The organism is Streptomyces sp. NPDC046197, assembly GCF_040646295.1.
Lineage (GTDB): Bacteria > Actinomycetota > Actinomycetes > Streptomycetales > Streptomycetaceae > Streptomyces.
In genome coordinates this window covers 33,300-50,597 of the sequence record NZ_JBEYZY010000031.1, presented here as the reverse complement: position 1 = coordinate 50,597, position 17,298 = coordinate 33,300, and the positions used below count along the sequence as shown (strand labels likewise).

The window sequence follows — 17,298 nt, the reverse complement described above, 5'->3', positions numbered from 1 at the left end:
CTGTCCGGCGCCCGGCACCCGCGGTGCTGGAACCGAAAGGACCACACATGGCAAAGATCTTGGACGAGCCCGGGAAGATCCTCGTGATCTGGCCACCGCAGGTGCTCAGCTACTTCAACGCGGGACACCACCTCGCGCTGTACCAGGTCGCCGGTCACCTGCGCGCCATCTATCCCAGCGCGCAGGTGACCACGATCGACGCCAGTGTCGAGCGCCTGACGTGGAAGGACCTCGGCAACAAGCTCTTCCAGGAGCGGTACGACGCGATCGCCGTGATGAACGAGTTCGACGGCATCGACGGGTTCCGACGGTTCGTCACCTACGCCAAGGCGTTGAACCCGAACACCTCGATCGTCACGTTCGGCAGGCTGTCCGGGGTCAACCCCCGCTACTTCGAGCGCTTTGACATCGAAGCGATCGTGGAGAACGGTGACTTCGAGGCCGGCGTCGGCGCCGCGATGGAGACCTTCTGCGACCGTGCGACCGAAGCCGCGGGGGTGCACCTGCGTCGCGACGGCTCCTGGGTCGCTCCGACTCGCCGTGGTGACTTGCTCCCGGCGGAAGATTGGTACCTGCCCACGCCCGACGAGATTCCTCACGCACTCTACGACGCTCTCTACTTCGACGACGCCAACAAGTTCTGTGGCATCCCGCGCCGTCGCGAACTGGTCGTGCCCGCGGCTCGCGGGTGCCCGATCGGCTGCTCCTACTGCGAGGTGCCGCTCATCTTCACAAAGAAGGAACGGCGGCTCACGGTCGAGCGGACGATCCAGTACATCGAAGAGTCGTTCGATGCGGCACCGTTCGAGTACGTGGCGTTCTACGCGCCGACGTTCACTTTGGACAAGAAGTGGATGGAGGAGCTCTGCCAGGAGCTGATCGGCCGCGGGTCCCCGTACCCGTGGAAGTGCGCGACGACGATCCACCACCTCAGCGAAGGTATGATCCGAACAATGGGTGCGGCTGGCTGCATCCGGATCAGCGTCGGGCTGGAGACGCTCGACCCGGAGGAAAGCACGTCGCTGCCCCGGGCGAAGCAGAAGTCCACAATGGACCTCGACCGGCTTTCGGCCTGGTGCACGGAGTCGGGCATCGAGCTGAACTGCTTCGTCATCGTCGGGTTGCCCGGCACCACGATCGAGGGTGTCGAGCGGACCATTGAAGCCGTCCAGGAACGCGGCGGCCGCGCCCGGCCGACCGTATACGCCCCCTGGGAAGACGCCCGCCCGGACCTCCTCGACCACGAGATGGCCGCGTTCAACCGCCAGCTGTTCGTGCCAGGCACCCACACGCTGACCGACGACGAGCTGGCCCGCGGTTACGACATCATCTTCGGCAGCCAGCGGGATGTCACGCAGGTGTTCGAGAACATCCCCGCCCGCACCGCCGGCCCGGCCCTGCGTCCGGCATGACCGACGAGACGCTCGTGACGGCGCAGGAGCGGGCAAGTTCCCCTTTCCAGCGGGAAAGCACCGGTCAGTTCCGCAACCGGCGCATCCGGGTCCCCAACGAAATCAACCTCAAGAGCTGCGGGCTGCTCGACAGTCGGGCCGCGGCGGTGCACCGGGCCACGCTGGCGATGTTCGACTCGAACGACGTGCTGACCTACCCCATCCTGCAACCGGTCTACAGCACGCTGGCCGACCGGTTCGGTGTGGACGTCGATTCCCTCGTCCTCACCGCGGGCAGCGATCCCGGGTTGAACCTGCTGACCCGGGCGTTCCCGGGGGTGTCGCGGATCGTTCTCCACCAGCCGAACTTCGACGGCTGGGCGAAGTTCGCGGCGATCTCGGGTTGTGTCCTCGACTCCGTCGCCCCGGACCCCGAGACCGGGCTGTTCAACCTCCGTGACCTCGCACGGCGGCTGTACGGAGGAGCGCCGGCGTTCGTCGTCGTCACCACACCGCACAGCTTCACCGGGCAGGTACACGGCGCGGAGGAGCTGGCCGAGTTGGCCGCCGCCGTGGCGGAGCACGGCAGTCTCCTGATCGTGGACACCGCCTACTTGGCGTTCACCGAAGGCGGCGAAGAGCTAGTGCGCGAGCTCGCCGGTCTGCGCCACGTCGTCCGCGTCAACACGTTCTCCAAGTGCTACGGGCTGTCAGGCGCCCGAATTGCGGTGACGATCGCGCACCCGGCGATCGCCCGCCACCTGTTCGACCTTGATCCGGAAGGCTCGGTTTCCACCCTCGCGCTCGCGCTGCTGCAGCGTTCGCTGCGGGAACAGGCCGTCTTCACCAGGATCTGGGCCGACGTGCGACAGCTGCGGGAGCGTTTCGCGACCGAGGTCGAGCGCGCGGTGCCCGGCTGGCACGCCCGGCCGAGCGGCGGAAACTTCGTGACCTGGGACGTCCCCGACCGGACGGTCGCTGTGGCCGCGAGCCGGTACCTCCTGGACCAGGGCATCGTCGTGCGGGACCTGTCCGGCGCGCCGGGGCTCCCCGCTGCGGTCCGCATCGCGGTCGCGAACCAGCCCGTCGTCCGTCGCGTTGTCGCCGCTCTGGGCGGCTGGTACCGCGGAGAGGTGGCATGAGCACCCGGAAGATCACGATCCCGGGCCTGCCCAACGTGCGCGACCTGGGAGGGCTGCGCGGTGCTGGCAGGGGGTACCTCCGGCGGGGCATCCTCGTCCGAGGGCCGGCGCCGTCACCGGAGACGGCGCCGGCCCTCGGCAACCTGGGCATCCGCACCGTCATCGATCTGCGATTGGACGACGAACGCAGGCTGTACCAGGGGCCTGAGTGCACCGGTGCGACCGTGCTGCCCCGTCCCGTGGCCGGCGACATGAGCCGGATCCGGGGTAATCTGCGGCCGCTGCCCAGCGACTACCTCGCGAATTACCGCGGCATGCTGGCCAGAGCGGCGCCGGTCGCGGCGGAGATCGTGGGCCTGCTCGCCGACGAGGCGAAGGTTCCCCTCTACATCTGCTGCGCGATGGGCAAGGACCGGACCGGTGTCGTCAGCGCCCTGGTCCTGCGGGCGCTGGGAGTGCGCACGGCAGACGTCGCCCGGGACTACGCCCTGACCGCCCGCGCCTACCGCGCATTGCGGAGTGGTGATCCCCGCCCCAACTGGACCCGCACGGACACACTCGCGCAGCTGCGGCTGCGGACCTCCACGCCGGAGGCGACGATGCGGGCCCTGATTGCCGGAATCGAAGCCGATCACGGCAGCGTCGCCCGGTTGCTCATACTCCACGGCCTCCAGGAGGAGACCCGGCTGCGCACTATCGCCAGCGCGTTCACCCACCCCGTTCACCTGTGAGGAAAAAGAAGTGTCCCTCGTCGACATCGAGACCATCAGCCGGGCCGAGCTCGAGCAGGATCCGTTCGGCCACGCCGTGATCCCTCGCTCGTTCGTCACGGACGACATTGCCGAGAACCTGCGCAGCGAATTCAGCGATGTCGGCTTCGAGCAGTCGGAGCGCACGGAAGAGACCCGGTCCGACAAGCAGTACCGGATGTTCAACCGCAGCCTCGTCACTGCCGGTGTGGTCGACAAGGACCAAGTGCGCGCGCTCCCCGCGAGCTGGCAGCTGCTCGTCGAGGACGTCGTTTCGAAGCCCTACCGCGAGGCGGTGTCCGCCCTCACCGACGTGTACTTGGACCAGTGCCTGGTTGAGGCTCGCATGACCCGCTATGCCCGTGGTTGCTGGATCGAGCCGCACACCGACCGCCCGGACAAGGCGGTGACACACCTCTTCTACTTCAACGACGGCTGGAATGCGGACTGGAGCGGCGCTCTCCACTTGCTCCGCAGTGCCGACATGAACGACTGCGCGAAGCGGGTGCTGCCGACCACCGGAACGTCCGTCGTGCTCGTCCGTTCGGACCGATCTTGGCACGGCGTCCCGCCGGTCGCCGAGACCTGTCCCGTGGACCGGCTGGCATTGCTCGTCCATTTCGTCCGCCCGTGACCCGGCGGATCCGAACCCGTGACGGGACGACTTCGGTGAGATGAAGACCGTGGCAGAAGGCCAACGCGGCGCGGTAGTCGTGACGGGCGCTTCGTCCGGCTTCGGCCGACAGGTGGCGCGAGTCTTGGCCGAGCGGGGGTTCACGGTGATCGCGCTCGTCCGCCGCGGGGCACAGCCGGCCGGACTCGCGAGGAACACACCGGGTCGAGCAAGGGCAAGGGCACGGGCACGTCGTCACCATCGGGTCGATCGCCGCCGCGTACCCGTTTCCCGGCTCGACAGTCCACCGCCCGACGAGGACCTTCGCGCATCGGCTGAGCCTCGGCTTGACCTCCGATCTCGAGGGGACTGGTGTCCGGGTCACCTGCATCGCACGGGGCCCGCCCGGGGCCGGGTTCTCCCACGTGCGGTTCGACGGTGCTGCCGACCGTCTCCACGACGGGTCGAAGCACTCGCCGCCGAAGCGGTCGCCCGATGCCTGCCCCTGCCACCCCGCCTGAACGATGACCTCGGCACCCTCTCCTACCGACGAAAGAAGCGTTCGATCGTGATCGTGTGCGGACTCCATCTCACTCATGACGGCGCCATCGCCTTGGCGGACGACGGCCGCCTCGTGTTCAGCGTCGAGATGAGAAGCTGGCCAACACCCCCCGCTACAGCGCGATCCCGGACCTGCGCGTGGTGACCTCGGTGCTGGCGGACTTCGGTTTCCGGACCGAAGACGTCGACGAGCGGGTGGTCGACGGCGGCGAAGGCGCTGTCCCCGGCACCGTCGGGACCCGCGACCGCGAGGTGGCGTCGGACGTGGTCGTCGGCCCGTACTGCGAGTCGGGCCCGCTTTTCGACCTGCTCCTTCCGGTGGTGGACGACGTCTGCACCCTCGATGGTGAACAGCGGCGGTACACCAGCTACTCGCATGCGGCCGGGCACGTGCTGTCCGCCTACTGCACCAGCCCGTTCGCGCAACGCCGCGAACCGGCGTTCGTCCTCGTCCGGGACAGCGACATGTTCCCGCAGCTGTACTGGGTGGACCCGGGCTACGGGGTCGACAACGGCGGGCACCTGTTCCGGCTCATTGGCCACACCTACGACACGGCCGCGCACCATTTCGGGCCCTTCCGACCGGAACTGCGGCCCGACCACGTCGACGACCTTTCCGTGGCCGGGAAACTGATGGCGTACTTCGCGCTCGGCAAGGTCCGCGAGTCGATCGTGACGCTGCTGTCCGAGGTGTTCGACGACGAGCCCGACGGCGAGTCGGAGCGCGCCCTGCGGTTGCGCCACTCGGTCGGCGGGTTCGGCAGCCCGGCCGAGCCGTCGATGCCTGTCCTGCACCGTTTCTTCGACGCCGCCCGCACCCGGCTGTCCGGCTCCGGCCACTCCGACCAGGACGTGCTCGCCCCGATTCACCAGTTCATCGAAGACCTTCTCGTCGAGTGGCTGACTCTGCGCATCGCCGCGTGGAAGGACTCCGGGAGGTTCAACCTCTGCTTCGCCGGCGGCTGTGCCCTGAACACCAAGTGGAACAGCGCTCTTGGCGAGTCGCCGATGGTCGACCGGATGTGGCTACCGCCGTTCCCCAACGACTCCGGCTCGGCGATCGGCGCCGCGGCGCTGGGGATGATCCGCCACTCCTGCATCGAGGCGATCGAGTGGAACGTGCGAAGCGGCCCGAAACTGCTGCCTACCACCGAGGTGCCAGAGGGCTGGACCTCGGCACCGTGCACGACGGCGGAACTGGCCCGGGTCCTGCACGAGACCGGCGAACCGGTCGTCGTGCTCAACGGCCGGGCAGAGCTGGGGCCCTGCGCCCTGGGCGGGCGCAGCGTTCTCGCCGCGGCGACCTCACCGCGGATCAAGGACCGGCTGAACGACCTCAAGCACCGTGAGCACTTCCGGCCGGTCGCACCGATCTGCCTCGTCAACGAGGCCCCGGCGATCTTCGACCCCCGCACGCCGGACCCGCACATCCTGTTCGACCACTCGGTGCGCCAGGACTGGCTCCGGCGGATCCCCGCCGTCGTCCACCTCGACGGGACGGCACGGCTGCAGACCCTTTCGGTCGACGACGAGGTGCTGGCGGAGATTCATACCGCCTGCCACCACGTCAGCGGCATACCGGTGCTGTGCAACACCTGCGCGAACCTCGACGGCAGCGTCTTCTTCCCCGACGCCACCTCCGCCACGGCCTGGGGCGGGGTCGACCGGATCTGGAGCGAAGGCAAGCTGTACCAGTGCGCCGGTACCGAATCGGAGGCGCCGTGATCAGCAGGGTGCGCCGGGGACGTGAAACGCCCGGAAAACGCACCTACCTGATGGCAATGACCATCGACTGCGTGGGCAACGGCCTGTGGACGCCCGTCGCGCTGATCTTCTTCACCCAGGGGCAGCACCTTTCCCTGGCAGACGTCGGTGTCGCACTGACGATCGGCGGGCTCCTCGGCCTCCTGGCGGGACCGGTGAACGGCCTGCTGGTGGACCGGTGGGGTCCGGCGAACGCGGCCGCCCTGAGCTACGCCGTGCGCACCGCGGTCTTCGCGCTGTTCCCCTTCGTCTCCGCCACGTGGGAGGTCGGCGCGCTCGCCTTCGTCGCGGCGGCCGCGGACCGGCTGTTCTGGACGGCCAGTACACCGCTTCTGGCCCGGTTGGTTCCGGACGACGCGCTCATCGGTGTGCTGAGCACGTCGAGCGTGCTGAAGGTCATCGGGTGGGCGGTCGGCGGCACGATCGGCGCGACCGCCGGCGGGCTGCTGATCGGCAGCACCACGGGCCTGCACCTGGTCGCCTACTTCAACGGCCTGACCTACGTGGCGGCCATGGTCCTGGTGCTCACGGTGCGCTGGCGCGTCCGGGCCTCCCACGAAGCCCAGTCCTCGGCTGACAGGCGAGCATGGCGGTGGCGCGACCTTCGTGACGACCCCGGCTTCCTGGGGTTGTGCCTGCTGACGCTCGCGCTTGCGTTCATCTCCGACTGCCTGACGGCGATGCTCCCGGTGGTCGCCATCGTGGTGCTGAGGCAGCCGTCGTGGGTGCCGGGGGTGGTGATCGCCGTTACCTGCGTGTCGATGGCCGTGGCTCGGCGGCCCGCGGTCGCCTACGCGCGGCGCATCTCCGCCCCGCGGGCACTGCGCCTGGCGACCGGCCTTTTCGGACTGTCGGTCCTCGTCATGGCGGCGACCGGCTGGGCGGGGCCGGCCACGACCGTGGTTGTGCTCTGCGCGGCGCTGGTCGGCACGCTCGGCGATGCGTTGTTCGCCCCGGTCGTCACCACGATGGCGAACGCCGCCGCCCCGGTCGGTCTGGAAGGTCGCTACAGCGCGACTTTCCAGACGTCCTGGGGAATCGCGGGCGCAGCCGCTCCCGCGGCCGGGACGGCATTGCTGGCACAGGGGAACAGCGTCCTGTGGCTCGGCCTGGCTGTTGTCTGCGCGGTGACGATTCCGGCGGTCGGGTTCCTCACGCGGCCGACCCGACGGGTGGCGGCGCCCGAGCCGGCGCCGATGCAGCGGATCGTCGTCGGCGGAATTTCCGGCGCGGGCAAGACAACTTTGGCCGCGGCCCTCGCAGGGGTGCTGGGCATCCGCCACATCGAAATGGACGCGCTCTACCACGGGCCCGGATGGACCCGCCGCGCGGAGTTCGAGAGCGACGTGGAGCGCGTCACGCGGACGCCGTCGTGGATCTGCGACGCCCAGTACCACTGGGTGATCGGTGACTTGCTCGGCGATCGCGCCGACACGTTCGTCTGGCTCGACCTGCCCCGCCGAACAGTCATGAGCCGCGTGCTGCGGCGCTCGGTGGTACGGGCCGCCACCGGCCGGCAGCTGTGGCACGGCAACCGGGAAACCTGGCGGTCGATGCTGCGCAACCCGCGCCACCCGCTGCGCTGGGCCTGGTCCCAGCACGCCACCCGGCGGGCCGAGACGGCTGCTTTTCTCGATCTGCACCCCGACCTCACTGTCGTTCACCTGACCAGCGCGAGGGAAGCGCGGCAGTGGCTGCGCTCGATTCCGGCCACGGCCTGCCCGCGCCGGACCACCTCGGCCAGGCCCCACCAGACCGCTTCGCCCAACCTCTCACCACTCAGCGCAGGAGGTACCACCATGCAGGAACGTCAACGAGAACCCGCTTCCCCAGGCGAGCCGCTGCTCGAGATCCACGGCGGGAACCGGATCTCCGGGTCCGTCCGAACCTCCGGGTTCAAGCACTCCCTGGTCACGACCGCGGCCGCCGCGGCCACCGCGAGCGCGCCGGTGCGCATCAGGAACTGCCCGGACATCGTCGAAACCACTGTGCTGGGCGAGCTCTTCCGCGCCACGGGCGCAAACGCGCACTACGACGGGCCGGCCGAGACGTTCACCCTCGACGCGTCCACTTGGGACGGTGCAGAGCTGCCGGCCGATCTCGTCAGCCGGATTCACGGCTCGCTCTACCTGCTCCCCGCCCTCATCTCCCGCAACGGCGTGGCTCGGCTGCCCGCGAGCGGCGGCTGCCCGATCGGCGAAGGACCCCGCGGCCGGCCCGTCAAGCACGTTCTGGACGTGATGGAGCGGTTCGGAGCCACCACCCGGCTCACCGCGGACGGTTCCGTGGAGCTCACCGCGGAGCGGTTCACGCCGTGCACCATCGACATGCTCGACTACACGCGCAACAAAGCGCTCATGAGCGGGCCGTGCTACGGCGGCGCGGTCAAGACCGCACTGCTGATGGGCGCGGTCACGCACGGGACGACCACGCTGCACCACCCGTACCTCAAGCCCGACGTGACCGATCTGGTCACCGTGCTCCGCGACCTCGGCGCCGACATCGAGATCGCCGGGCCTGAAACGTGGGTGATCCACGGCCGCGGCCCGGAGGCGCTCAACCGTCCCGTCGACCGCACGCTGATCCCCGACTTGATCGAGGTGGTCACCTGGATCTGCGCCGGCGTCGTGCTGGCGGACGAGCCGCTGCGGATCACCGGCCCGGGTATCGACCGCGCGGTCCGCGCGCTCGCGCCCGAGTTCGACCTGCTGGACCGCATGGGAGTCCGCGTCGACGTCGACACCGACGAGGTGACCGTGCACCCGTTGACGAAGCCGTTGCGGCCCGTGGAGTTCACCGCCGCGTCGCGGGGCGTGTTCAGCGACAGCCAGCCCTTCTTGGCCCTGCTGGCGGCGTACGCCGAAGGCCCCACCTACATCACGGAAGGCGTCTGGGAGCACCGTTTCGGCTTCGTCCCGGAACTGGCGGCACTCGGCATGCAGACGACGGTCGACGACACGATCCTGCGCGTCGACGGCCCTTGCCCGCCGCACCGGCCCGGCAACGACCTCTACGCCACCGACCTACGGGCCGCCGCGGTCCTGCTTCTCGCCGCTCTCGCGGTACCGGGCCGGACCTCGCTGCGCAACCACCACCACCTCGCCCGCGGCTACCGCGACCTCGTCGCGGACCTGGTGAACCTGGGCGCCGACATCCGGCACACGACCGCACCCGACGTCCTTCCGACGCTCCCGGCGGGTGCCGACCGGTCCTGACCCCTCAGCCGTCCGAACGCACACCGTTCAGGAGTCCATCATGAGTCGCAACATCAACGAAGCCCTGCTGGACGTGCTCACCACCATCGACCGGGACGGATCGGCCGTGCCCTCTCGCGGCGGGGAACAGAAGGAGATCCTGGGGGCGCTCGTCACCATCGACCGTCCGAGCGAGCGCGTCCTGACCGTCCCGCAGCGCAACAACAACGTGTTCGCCCAGATCGCGGAGACGCTCTGGGTCCTGGCCGGCCGGAACGACCTTGAGTTCCTCGGCCGGTACCTGCCGAGGGCCGCCGACTTCTCCGACGACGGGTCGACGTGGCGCGCCGCGTACGGTCCGCGGCTGCGCGCCTGGGGCCTGCAGCGAGTCGATCAGCTCGCCGCGATCCGGGCCCGCCTGTCCGAAGATCCGTTGACCAAGCGGGCCGTCGCCACGATCTTCGACCCGGCGGCCGACCATGTCGACTCGCTCGATGTGCCGTGCAACAACTGGCTGCACTTCCTTCAGAGAGACGGCGAACTGCACCTCAGCGTGGCGGTCCGCGCCAACGACGCGATCTGGGGCTTCTCGGGCATCAACGTCTTCGAATGGAGCGTGCTCCATGAGATCATGGCCCGCACCTTCGGCTGGACGGTGGGACGAATGTCCTGGTACGTGGGCACCCTGCACGTGTACGAGCGCCACTACGCCACCGCGCAGAAGCTCGTTCGACACCACGGCATGCACAGCATGTACGAGTACGGCATTTCCCCGCTGCCCATCGAGTGCGGTTTGGACACCCTCGACGCCGTACTCGACGCCGTGCTCGAAGTGGAAACCGCGGCCCGCAGCGGTGCGACCGTCCACGCCCGGCGCCTCGCCGACCTGATCACCGACCCCTTCTTCAACGCGGCCGCCACCATGCTTCGCGCGTACCACGCATTCAAGGACCCGGAAAGTCCCGATGAGGCCCTGCGCATCGCGGCCGAGCTACCACCCTCCGACCTTCGGCTCGCGGCCCTCGAATACCTCGGCAGGCGGGCGAAGACCCGCAACCTTCCTCTCCTGCCAGCCGAGCGGGAGTATCTCGAGTACTACTGGTCGCTGTCCGACCGGCTGGCGACCACAGCTGCTTGACCGGCTGCCGTATCCCCAGCACCCGCGTTACGCCTGCGACTCCGAGGGCGGGGCAAGGCCACTCGGATCTTCCCCCGAGTGGTGGACTCCTCCTTCCCGGCCCCGGTGGGGGCCGGGAAGGAGGAGTCACTTATGGTCATGAAGGTGTATTCGCCCGAGTTCAAGGTCGACGCTGTGGCCTCGCACCACTCGGACCCGGACCTACGAACGCTTCGCCCACCAGGTCCACGAGGTCAACATGCCAGGCGTCCACGCACTCATGGAACCGTGGGTTCTGGCGCCGCTGCCAGGCACCGGAACCAGAATCACCTGGACACTCGCCGCCGACGCCGGCCCCCTCTTCCACCTGCTTCTCCGGGCGAGCCGACGCCACATCGACCGGCTGTTCCATGACGCGACCCACCACCTCGAAAACCTGTGCCGTGCAGATATCGGTGAAGCCCACTGAGAAGAGCCTCATCACCGAACCTCCACGGCCCGCCGCGTGACCGGGTCCGCAGCCGCCCCAAGGGGGGCGGCCTTCGCCGTGCCCGCCGCTGGGACCGAGAGCGGCTACAGGCCGGAGGCCGGGTCGTCCGTGACCACGGTCCGCAGCGGGCGGTGGCCCTCTCGTCGAGCCGGGCGAGTTCGCGTTCGTAGTCGACGGTGATGGAGCCGTAATAGTTCACGGCCGAGCTGCGGGCCGGGGAGATGTGCGCCAGGACCTCGGCGTCGCCTCGCGGCCGGCCTCGCGCAGCTGATCGACGGCCAGACCCATGTACTCCGTGTGCCAGCAGATGACCGCATTCGTCACGACGGTCAGGCACCACGCCTGCTCGTTCTGCTGCTCGGGCTGACGCCGGGTGATCTTGCCCTCGCGGGCGTAGTGGAGCTGGCGGCGCGCAGCAAGTGGATGGACTCGCCCTTGGAGGCCGCGCGGACAGGCGATGTGGTGGTACCCGGCAGCAAGACAGGCACAGGTCCTGGCGATCGTGGAGTTGCGACGCTCTGTGATCAACGGGGAGACCTGTGCCTGTACTGCCATCGTGGCTGACCGAACCACTCTGGAGCCAGTCAGTTCGCCGCCTTGCTGCCCGAGCGGCCGGAGTACCACCCGGACCGTCCGCCGGGCTGCCACCGCCCACGCATCAGTGATCGGATCGTCTTCGACAAGCTGCTGCAGCTCCTGCGCTTCGGCTGCGCCTACCAGGCGATCGCCGACACGACCTGCTCGGCCACCACGATCCGCAACCGGCGCGACGAGTGGACCGCCCTCGGCTTCTTCGCCCGGCTCAAACAGATCGCGCTGGAGTCCTACGACCGGATCGTCGGCCTCGTCCTCGACCAGATCGCCGTCGACGGCTCCATCACCAAAGCCCCCGGCGGCGGCGAGGCCGCCGGGCGCTCCCCGGTCGACCGCGGCAAGCAGGGCCTGAAACGCTCCGACATGACGGACGGATACGGCATTCCGCTGGGTCGTGTCCTGGCCGGCGCCAACCGCCACGACTCCTCATTTTCTCACTGGGCTCCGTTCGACTTCACCACGGCCAGCAGCGCGTAGGCGTCGCGGACGGTGGGATGCCCTTCACCGAGGTGCGCGGCGGCTTCCCGTATCACCTGCTCGGCGTGCGCCACCCCGCCGGGCTGGTCGAAGCCGAGCATGGCGTGCGAGACCCGCAGTCGTAGCGTCAGCGGGTGAGCCGCACCGAGGCGGGCACGCGCCTCCTCCAGGAAGACTCCGCGTAGTGCGTCGCTATGCGGTGTTCCTGCTGTGTTCCAAAGGACAGTTGCCGTTCCGGCTGGTTGTGTTCATGGACTGGGCATGCCGAGCAGGCCTGTTGCGCTATGCCGGTCCTGCCTACCAGTTCCGCCATCGCGAGCTTCAGCGCTGGCTGACCACCTGCCCTGGTCCGGCGGCTGGACGGCGAAGCATCACCACCCCAAGGGCAGCGCCTCAAGCGCAGCCCCCCACAACGACTGCCTCGGCGGCGCCGTGAAGCCGAAGGGGCTCCTCCTGCTTCGGATTGTAGCGAGGAGGGCAGTTGGCTCTCTGTCCTAGTACTCCAGTCTGGTTTCGGGATCTTGCGCAGGTCGGGCGCTGGGAACGGGTACGGCCACCGCGTGATCATCGGGGGTTGTGTGGACTCCTGAAGATCGTGCGGTGGCCGCAGGCCATAGCGTAGACCCTGCTCGCTGGCGGGCGATGTTCGACCAGGTCATGGCCCGGATCGCGGGCAAGTTCGGGCGAGTTGAGCCCCGGGCCGCGGCCCGCGCTTACCTGCTCGGGCTGTTGTCGGGCGTCGAACGGAAGAACCGTTGGCAGCTGGCCGAGCAGGCGGGCCTTGCGCGGTCCGGGCCGATGCAGCGCCTGCTGCGCTACGCCCGTTGGGACGCCGACGCGGTCCGCGACGACCTGCGTGCCTACGCCGCCGAACGCCTCGGCACCGATGGAAGCGTTCTCGTTGTCGACGAGACCGGGTTCCTGAAGAAGGGCCGGTCCTCGGCCGGCGTGCGGGCCTGCTCCTTGTTCTCGGCGTTGTAGATGTCCTGGATGGCGCGCTTGGCCGCGGGCTGGGCCGACTTTGGCAGGGAATCGAGAACATTTGCGGTTTTGTGAACCCAGCACCCTTGTTCGCGAGTGTCGGAGAACACCTCGGCCAGGGCCTTCCAGAAGCCGAGCGCGCCGTCCCCGACGGCCAGCACCGGGGCGCGCATCCCCCGGCGGGCACAGTCGCGTAGCAGGCCCGCCCACGCCTCCGTCGACTCGCGATATCCGTCGGCCAGCGCGATCAGCTCCTTGGTGCCATCCGCCCGCACGCCCATCACCACCAGTACGGCAGCCTTGACCCCCTCCAGGCGTATGCGCAGGTGAATGCCGTCGGCCCACACGTACACGTAATCCGTGGCCGACAGATCGCGGTCCATGAAGGCAGCGTGGTCGGCCTGCCATTGGGCCGTCAGCCGCGTGACCGTGGCCTGCGACAGCCCGGCCGAATTGCCGAGGAACTGCTCCAGCGCGGGCACGAAGTCCCCAGACGACAACCCATGCAGGTAGAGCAGCGGCAACACCTCGCTGATCTTCGGGGCTTTCCGGGCCCAAGGCGGCAGGATCGCCGAGGAGAACCGCCTGCGTTCGCCTGTATCGAGGTCGGTACGCTTGTCGTTCACCCGCGGGGCCTTCACCTCCACGGTCCCGGCCGCGGTGGTGACCTTCCTCGGCTGGTGATAGCCGTTGCGCACTACCAGCCGTCGCCCGTTCTCGTCCCGCTGGTCGGCCAACTCGGCGATGTATGCATTGACCTCGGCTTCCAGCGCGGCGGCCAGCATCCTGCGGGCGCCCTCCCGGACGATCTCGTCCAGCAGCGACGACCCATCTCGCGTGGCGCCATCTTCATTGACTGCGGTGAGCATGAAGGTGCCTTCCCGACCGACGCCGCGAACGTCGGTCTTGCTCGGTGACCTATCGATCAATCGCCCGGGAAGGTACGTCCTCCCGTGGCCGATCCACAGGATCTGAGCGTTGCTCGCTGCCTTTCAGTCACCTCAAACGTGGTGCAGCGTGCCGCAGTTGTCGTGTAAGCCCTGCGAAGCCACCTGTTTCTTCCTTGCAGGACTCGCTGGAGCGGTCGCAAAAAGAGGCTCAGAAGTCGAAGCCAAGCAGTCCGCGGTTGATGGCTATCAGTTTCCTGTCGATATCAGGATCGCGGGCAGCTGCTAATTCGGCTTCTTTGAGTCGTTCTTTGACGAAGGTGATCTGAACGTCGAGAGGCTCAGCCTGCGTGGCAGGGACCGGCTTCGTGCCGTCGATGTAGTGCGCCCAGACTTGCGGGGTCATGATGAGATCGCTTCCCAGCGGGGACAGCCCAATCCACCAGTCGCCGCGGTCGTTTGTGATGTGGATCTCGCAGCTGTGGCCTCGGAAGCGAATAACGGCCCCGCCTGGACTCCGTTGATCCTCATACAGGGCGTACCCTTCACGGCGCAGAAACTCGGCGAGTTCGTCAAGCCATGGCTCGTCCATCGCGCTCAGCCACCTCCAGGAATGAACATGTCTCCTGCATCGTTGAGCACGTATCACTGATCGCGTAGATACTGGATCTCCCAACTATACGCCGATCGTGGACGCAGGCGCTCAAGCGGGGTGGCCAGTCTGAAGCTGTGTCCTCTGCGTATCCGGCGGTCGAGGAAATTCTTGTTGGTCAGCCGTTCCTCAGCTTCTGTGAACTTCATGCGGTACGGAAGAGGGATTTCGAAGTACTGGTCTCCGTACTTCTGGGTCACGTCCGAGTAGTCCGGATAGTGGCCGATCACCCGCTGCGCCAGCAGTTCGAGGGCGTGATCTGGCGGTTCAAGACCGGCGGGCAGTGGCGCGAGACGCCGCAGGAGTTCGAACAACTGCCCACCACCCGGCGCGAGGCCGTCGACGCGGCCGCTACTTGACCGGGCACCTCGACCAACTCCGTTACGACACCGCGCTCAACAACGGGTGGCCGATCGCCACCGGCGCGGTCGAGGGCGCCTGCCGCCATCTGATCGCCGACCGCCTCGACATCACCGGCGCCCGCTGGGGCCTACCCGGAGCCGAATCCGTCCTGCGACTACGTGCCGTCGTCGCCAACGGCGACCTCGAACCCTACTGGCGCTTCCACATCCGCAAGGAGCACGCGCGCATCTACCCCGACTCCGACCCGCAGCAGTTCGCCCTCACTGCCTGATCAACGTCGTCCCTCGAAACGAACTGCACCCTTCTCCGATCGGCAGGGACGGCTCGATGAACTCCCATTCCCCGTCAGTGAGTTGCACTCGCGTCACGCAAGAAGATCTACCGGTTCAGGCCCCGCCGCGAGGGCGATTTCCGTAGATTGATCACGGCTCAATATGCGCCTTCAGATCAGCCGAGACCACGATGGGCGGCCCACAACGCCCCGGCACGGCTGGCGGCGTCGGAGACCAGGGCCGCCAGTTCGGGTTTATCGGGGACGGGGAACGAGACGTATGCGCCCCGACCACCACCGATTGGTCTGCCATAGGCCTTCACGGCGAGGTGACCGTCCGGGAGGAGCCGGACGTTGAGTGTGGTCAGCGTGAATGCTTCACCGCGTCGAGTGTCCGTCCGGCGGAGCGCCTGCGGGATCGCGACATTGATCGCCAGAGCACTTACTTCCAGATCGCTGCTCATGGACGGATGATCTCACGCGAGTCGCCGCAGGCGGCCGCCACCGGCTTATGCAGCAGGCAGTTTGATCACGACTCGATAGGCGCCCCAGCCGCCTAGCTCAACGCCCAGCTGACCCGCACCGGCTGCGGGGAGGAAGAGGTCATACGGGCCGACGCACCGCGGACGTGGAACCCTGGCCGTTGACAACCCAGGGGTCGGGGCACGAGAGCCAGCCTCGGTATAACCGCACTCGCCGCAGGCCGCAGCCTCGCCCAGCCCAGCGTACGCCGATCAAAGCAGCGTTCCTGCAGGCTTCGGCTTGTGCCCGATCAAGTCCTATCGATACGGCTACGTCGGGCTGCCCCTGTTGCGGCTGCCACAGGTTCACCCGCGCGCCGACACGCTTCCGGCGGTACCACCGGAAGTCCGCAACCACCAGTGTGGGACGGGGGCGGGAGGACGACGTACGCTGCCACTGCACGGCTCATGGGGACCCGGCGTCGGTCGGTGATCGAGCGTATCGGAGGCGATTGTCCTGCTCACGTTGGATCTGCACCCGATCTTCCGCAACAACCGCGACATCGACGTCGCGCTGCGCCAGACCCTGTTCAAGGCCGCCGCCACTGGGGTCGACGTCGTGCAGATCATCCCAGGCAAGGGGACGGGCCAGCTGAAGAAACGGGTGCTGGCCCTGCTGGCACAGAAGCACATCAAGAAGCTCTACGCCCGCGTGGAGACCGACGCGACCAACGCCGGCCGGGTCCTGGTCCACCTTCGATGACTCCGTCGGCCGACGCGACGGGCACCATGCGTCGGTGGAACCTGCACCTACCGAGCCCTTCGGCCTGCATGAATGCCAGCCTACAGTAGTTGGGGTTGTCCACCCCGGGAAATGCGACGCCTGCACGGCACCGTCCGCCGCCTCGGCACCGACCCGATGCGCACGGCAGCAGCCCCCGGCCGGCGCCCGCAGCCTGGCCCGTGGCCGCTCTCTCCAGGCCAACGACGACCGTGCTCCAGCAGGCACCCGCTGGTCACTGGTGTGTGTGATAGTGCCCAGGATGGGGCCCGATGCAATGCGGCACGCCCCGTTGATGACGTCGTCTATGATTCCGCCGTCCGCGGCCGCGGGCTGCGGCGCGCACATCGACACACCGAAGACCGCAACCAGCGCGAGCAGTAAAGCTGCCAGTCGGCGTCTCACGAGGCCTCCCGGATCGCGGTCCACCCGGCGTCGTTGAAGGCGGCATCGCCGGGGGCGACCATCTTCGGAGCGCTCTTGTTCTCGACGTCCTGGTGAGCGCGCGTGGTGGCCGTGCCGGACAGCTTCCAGTCGCCGTCCGCCGAAGCGGCGCCGACCAGGGTGCGGGTGTAGCTGCTCTGCTCCTTGACCGTCTCGCCGTTCTTCTGGACGACACGGGCCAGCACCCACGCGTTGACCTCGTCCGCCCACTCCTTGATGACCTTGTAGCCGATCACGGTGTTGCGCATGTATGCCCCGGAGGGCAGCGGCCCCTTGGGGCTCACACCCATCTGCTGGTGCAGGCTCTTGTCCGTCTGCGTCACCTGCAGCTCGATCTGCTTGGCGTTGTCGGACGACTTGTCCACC

The 17,298-nt window shown here is 68.2% G+C and carries 15 protein-coding genes and 4 pseudogenes; 13 read left to right on the top strand and 6 right to left on the bottom strand.

Going from position 1 to position 17,298, the window contains the following annotated elements; genetic code table 11:
* Window positions 1-47: 47 nt before the first annotated feature.
* The 8 genes from AB0A61_RS31990 to AB0A61_RS31955 are packed head-to-tail and all read left to right on the top strand — an operon-like array spanning window position 48 to window position 10,552.
* A complete protein-coding gene (locus AB0A61_RS31990) occupies window positions 48-1,412 on the top strand; it encodes a radical SAM protein (protein WP_361300040.1) in 1,365 nt (454 codons plus the stop codon).
* On the top strand, window positions 1,409-2,533 hold the full coding sequence (locus AB0A61_RS31985; RefSeq protein ID WP_361300037.1) for an aminotransferase class I/II-fold pyridoxal phosphate-dependent enzyme: 1,125 nt from the start codon (window positions 1,409-1,411) through the stop codon (window positions 2,531-2,533). Before AB0A61_RS31990 ends, AB0A61_RS31985 begins: the two co-directional genes overlap by 4 nt.
* On the top strand, window positions 2,530-3,264 hold the full coding sequence (locus AB0A61_RS31980) for a tyrosine-protein phosphatase (RefSeq protein WP_361300034.1): 735 nt from the start codon (window positions 2,530-2,532) through the stop codon (window positions 3,262-3,264). The genes AB0A61_RS31985 and AB0A61_RS31980 overlap by 4 nt, the downstream gene beginning before the upstream one ends.
* A 10-nt stretch (window positions 3,265-3,274) precedes the next feature.
* On the top strand, window positions 3,275-3,916 hold the full coding sequence (locus AB0A61_RS31975; protein ID WP_361300031.1) for a 2OG-Fe(II) oxygenase: 642 nt from the start codon (window positions 3,275-3,277) through the stop codon (window positions 3,914-3,916).
* A 40-nt stretch (window positions 3,917-3,956) separates the two neighbouring features.
* Complete coding sequence (locus AB0A61_RS31970) at window positions 3,957-4,601, top strand: SDR family NAD(P)-dependent oxidoreductase (protein ID WP_361300028.1); 645 nt, start codon at window positions 3,957-3,959, stop codon at window positions 4,599-4,601.
* On the top strand, window positions 4,595-6,181 hold the full coding sequence (locus tag AB0A61_RS31965; protein WP_361300025.1) for a carbamoyltransferase N-terminal domain-containing protein: 1,587 nt from the start codon (window positions 4,595-4,597) through the stop codon (window positions 6,179-6,181). The genes AB0A61_RS31970 and AB0A61_RS31965 overlap by 7 nt, the downstream gene beginning before the upstream one ends.
* 56 nt (window positions 6,182-6,237) lie before the next feature.
* Window positions 6,238-9,435 carry an MFS transporter gene (locus tag AB0A61_RS31960; protein WP_361300022.1) on the top strand — a complete coding sequence of 1,066 codons (3,198 nt, stop codon included), beginning with the start codon at window positions 6,238-6,240 and terminating at the stop codon, window positions 9,433-9,435.
* A gap of 40 nt (window positions 9,436-9,475) precedes the next feature.
* Window positions 9,476-10,552 carry a thymidylate synthase gene (locus AB0A61_RS31955; protein WP_361300019.1) on the top strand — a complete coding sequence of 359 codons (1,077 nt, stop codon included), beginning with the start codon at window positions 9,476-9,478 and terminating at the stop codon, window positions 10,550-10,552.
* A gap of 664 nt (window positions 10,553-11,216) precedes the next feature.
* Here AB0A61_RS31955 and AB0A61_RS31950 read toward each other — a convergent pair.
* Window positions 11,217-11,576, bottom strand: a complete 360-nt coding sequence (locus AB0A61_RS31950; RefSeq protein ID WP_361300016.1) for a Tn3 family transposase — start codon at window positions 11,574-11,576, stop codon at window positions 11,217-11,219.
* Between AB0A61_RS31950 and AB0A61_RS31945 the strand changes: the two are divergent.
* Window positions 11,561-12,041, top strand: a pseudogene (locus tag AB0A61_RS31945) (transposase); the annotation flags it as partial. The gene AB0A61_RS31950 and the pseudogene AB0A61_RS31945 overlap by 16 nt on opposite strands.
* Window positions 12,042-12,049: 8 nt before the next feature.
* On the opposite strand, the gene AB0A61_RS31940 reads toward AB0A61_RS31945, so the two are convergent.
* On the bottom strand, window positions 12,050-12,193 hold the full coding sequence (locus tag AB0A61_RS31940; RefSeq protein WP_361300013.1) for a hypothetical protein: 144 nt from the start codon (window positions 12,191-12,193) through the stop codon (window positions 12,050-12,052).
* Between the two features lie 541 nt (window positions 12,194-12,734).
* Here AB0A61_RS31940 and AB0A61_RS31935 point away from each other — a divergent pair.
* Window positions 12,735-13,046: pseudogene (locus AB0A61_RS31935) on the top strand (transposase); the annotation flags it as partial.
* On the opposite strand, the pseudogene AB0A61_RS31930 reads toward AB0A61_RS31935, so the two are convergent.
* Together AB0A61_RS31930 and AB0A61_RS31925 are read right to left on the bottom strand one after the other, a co-directional pair.
* Window positions 13,043-13,942, bottom strand: a pseudogene (locus tag AB0A61_RS31930) (IS256 family transposase); the annotation flags it as partial. The pseudogenes AB0A61_RS31935 and AB0A61_RS31930 overlap by 4 nt on opposite strands.
* 229 nt (window positions 13,943-14,171) lie before the next feature.
* On the bottom strand, window positions 14,172-14,552 hold the full coding sequence (locus AB0A61_RS31925; RefSeq protein WP_361300010.1) for a hypothetical protein: 381 nt from the start codon (window positions 14,550-14,552) through the stop codon (window positions 14,172-14,174).
* Window positions 14,553-14,830: 278 nt separating this feature from the next.
* Between AB0A61_RS31925 and AB0A61_RS31920 the strand changes: the two genes are divergently transcribed.
* Both AB0A61_RS31920 and AB0A61_RS31915 read left to right on the top strand, forming a co-directional pair.
* A complete protein-coding gene (locus AB0A61_RS31920) occupies window positions 14,831-14,971 on the top strand; it encodes a hypothetical protein (RefSeq protein ID WP_361300130.1) in 141 nt (46 codons plus the stop codon).
* 17 nt (window positions 14,972-14,988) lie between these two features.
* A pseudogene (locus AB0A61_RS31915) lies at window positions 14,989-15,246 on the top strand (ISKra4 family transposase); the annotation flags it as partial.
* A 176-nt stretch (window positions 15,247-15,422) separates the two neighbouring features.
* On the opposite strand, the gene AB0A61_RS31910 reads toward AB0A61_RS31915, so the two are convergent.
* A complete protein-coding gene (locus AB0A61_RS31910; RefSeq protein WP_361300007.1) occupies window positions 15,423-15,710 on the bottom strand; it encodes a hypothetical protein in 288 nt (95 codons plus the stop codon).
* Window positions 15,711-16,224: 514 nt separating this feature from the next.
* On the opposite strand from AB0A61_RS31910, the gene AB0A61_RS31905 reads away from it, so the two are divergent.
* A complete protein-coding gene (locus tag AB0A61_RS31905) occupies window positions 16,225-16,470 on the top strand; it encodes a Smr/MutS family protein (protein WP_361300121.1) in 246 nt (81 codons plus the stop codon).
* Window positions 16,471-16,889: 419 nt separating this feature from the next.
* Here the strand turns inward: AB0A61_RS31905 and AB0A61_RS31900 are convergent, their stop codons facing one another.
* Window positions 16,890-17,297, bottom strand: a complete 408-nt coding sequence (locus AB0A61_RS31900) for a hypothetical protein (protein ID WP_361300004.1) — start codon at window positions 17,295-17,297, stop codon at window positions 16,890-16,892.
* Window position 17,298 lies beyond the last annotated feature (1 nt).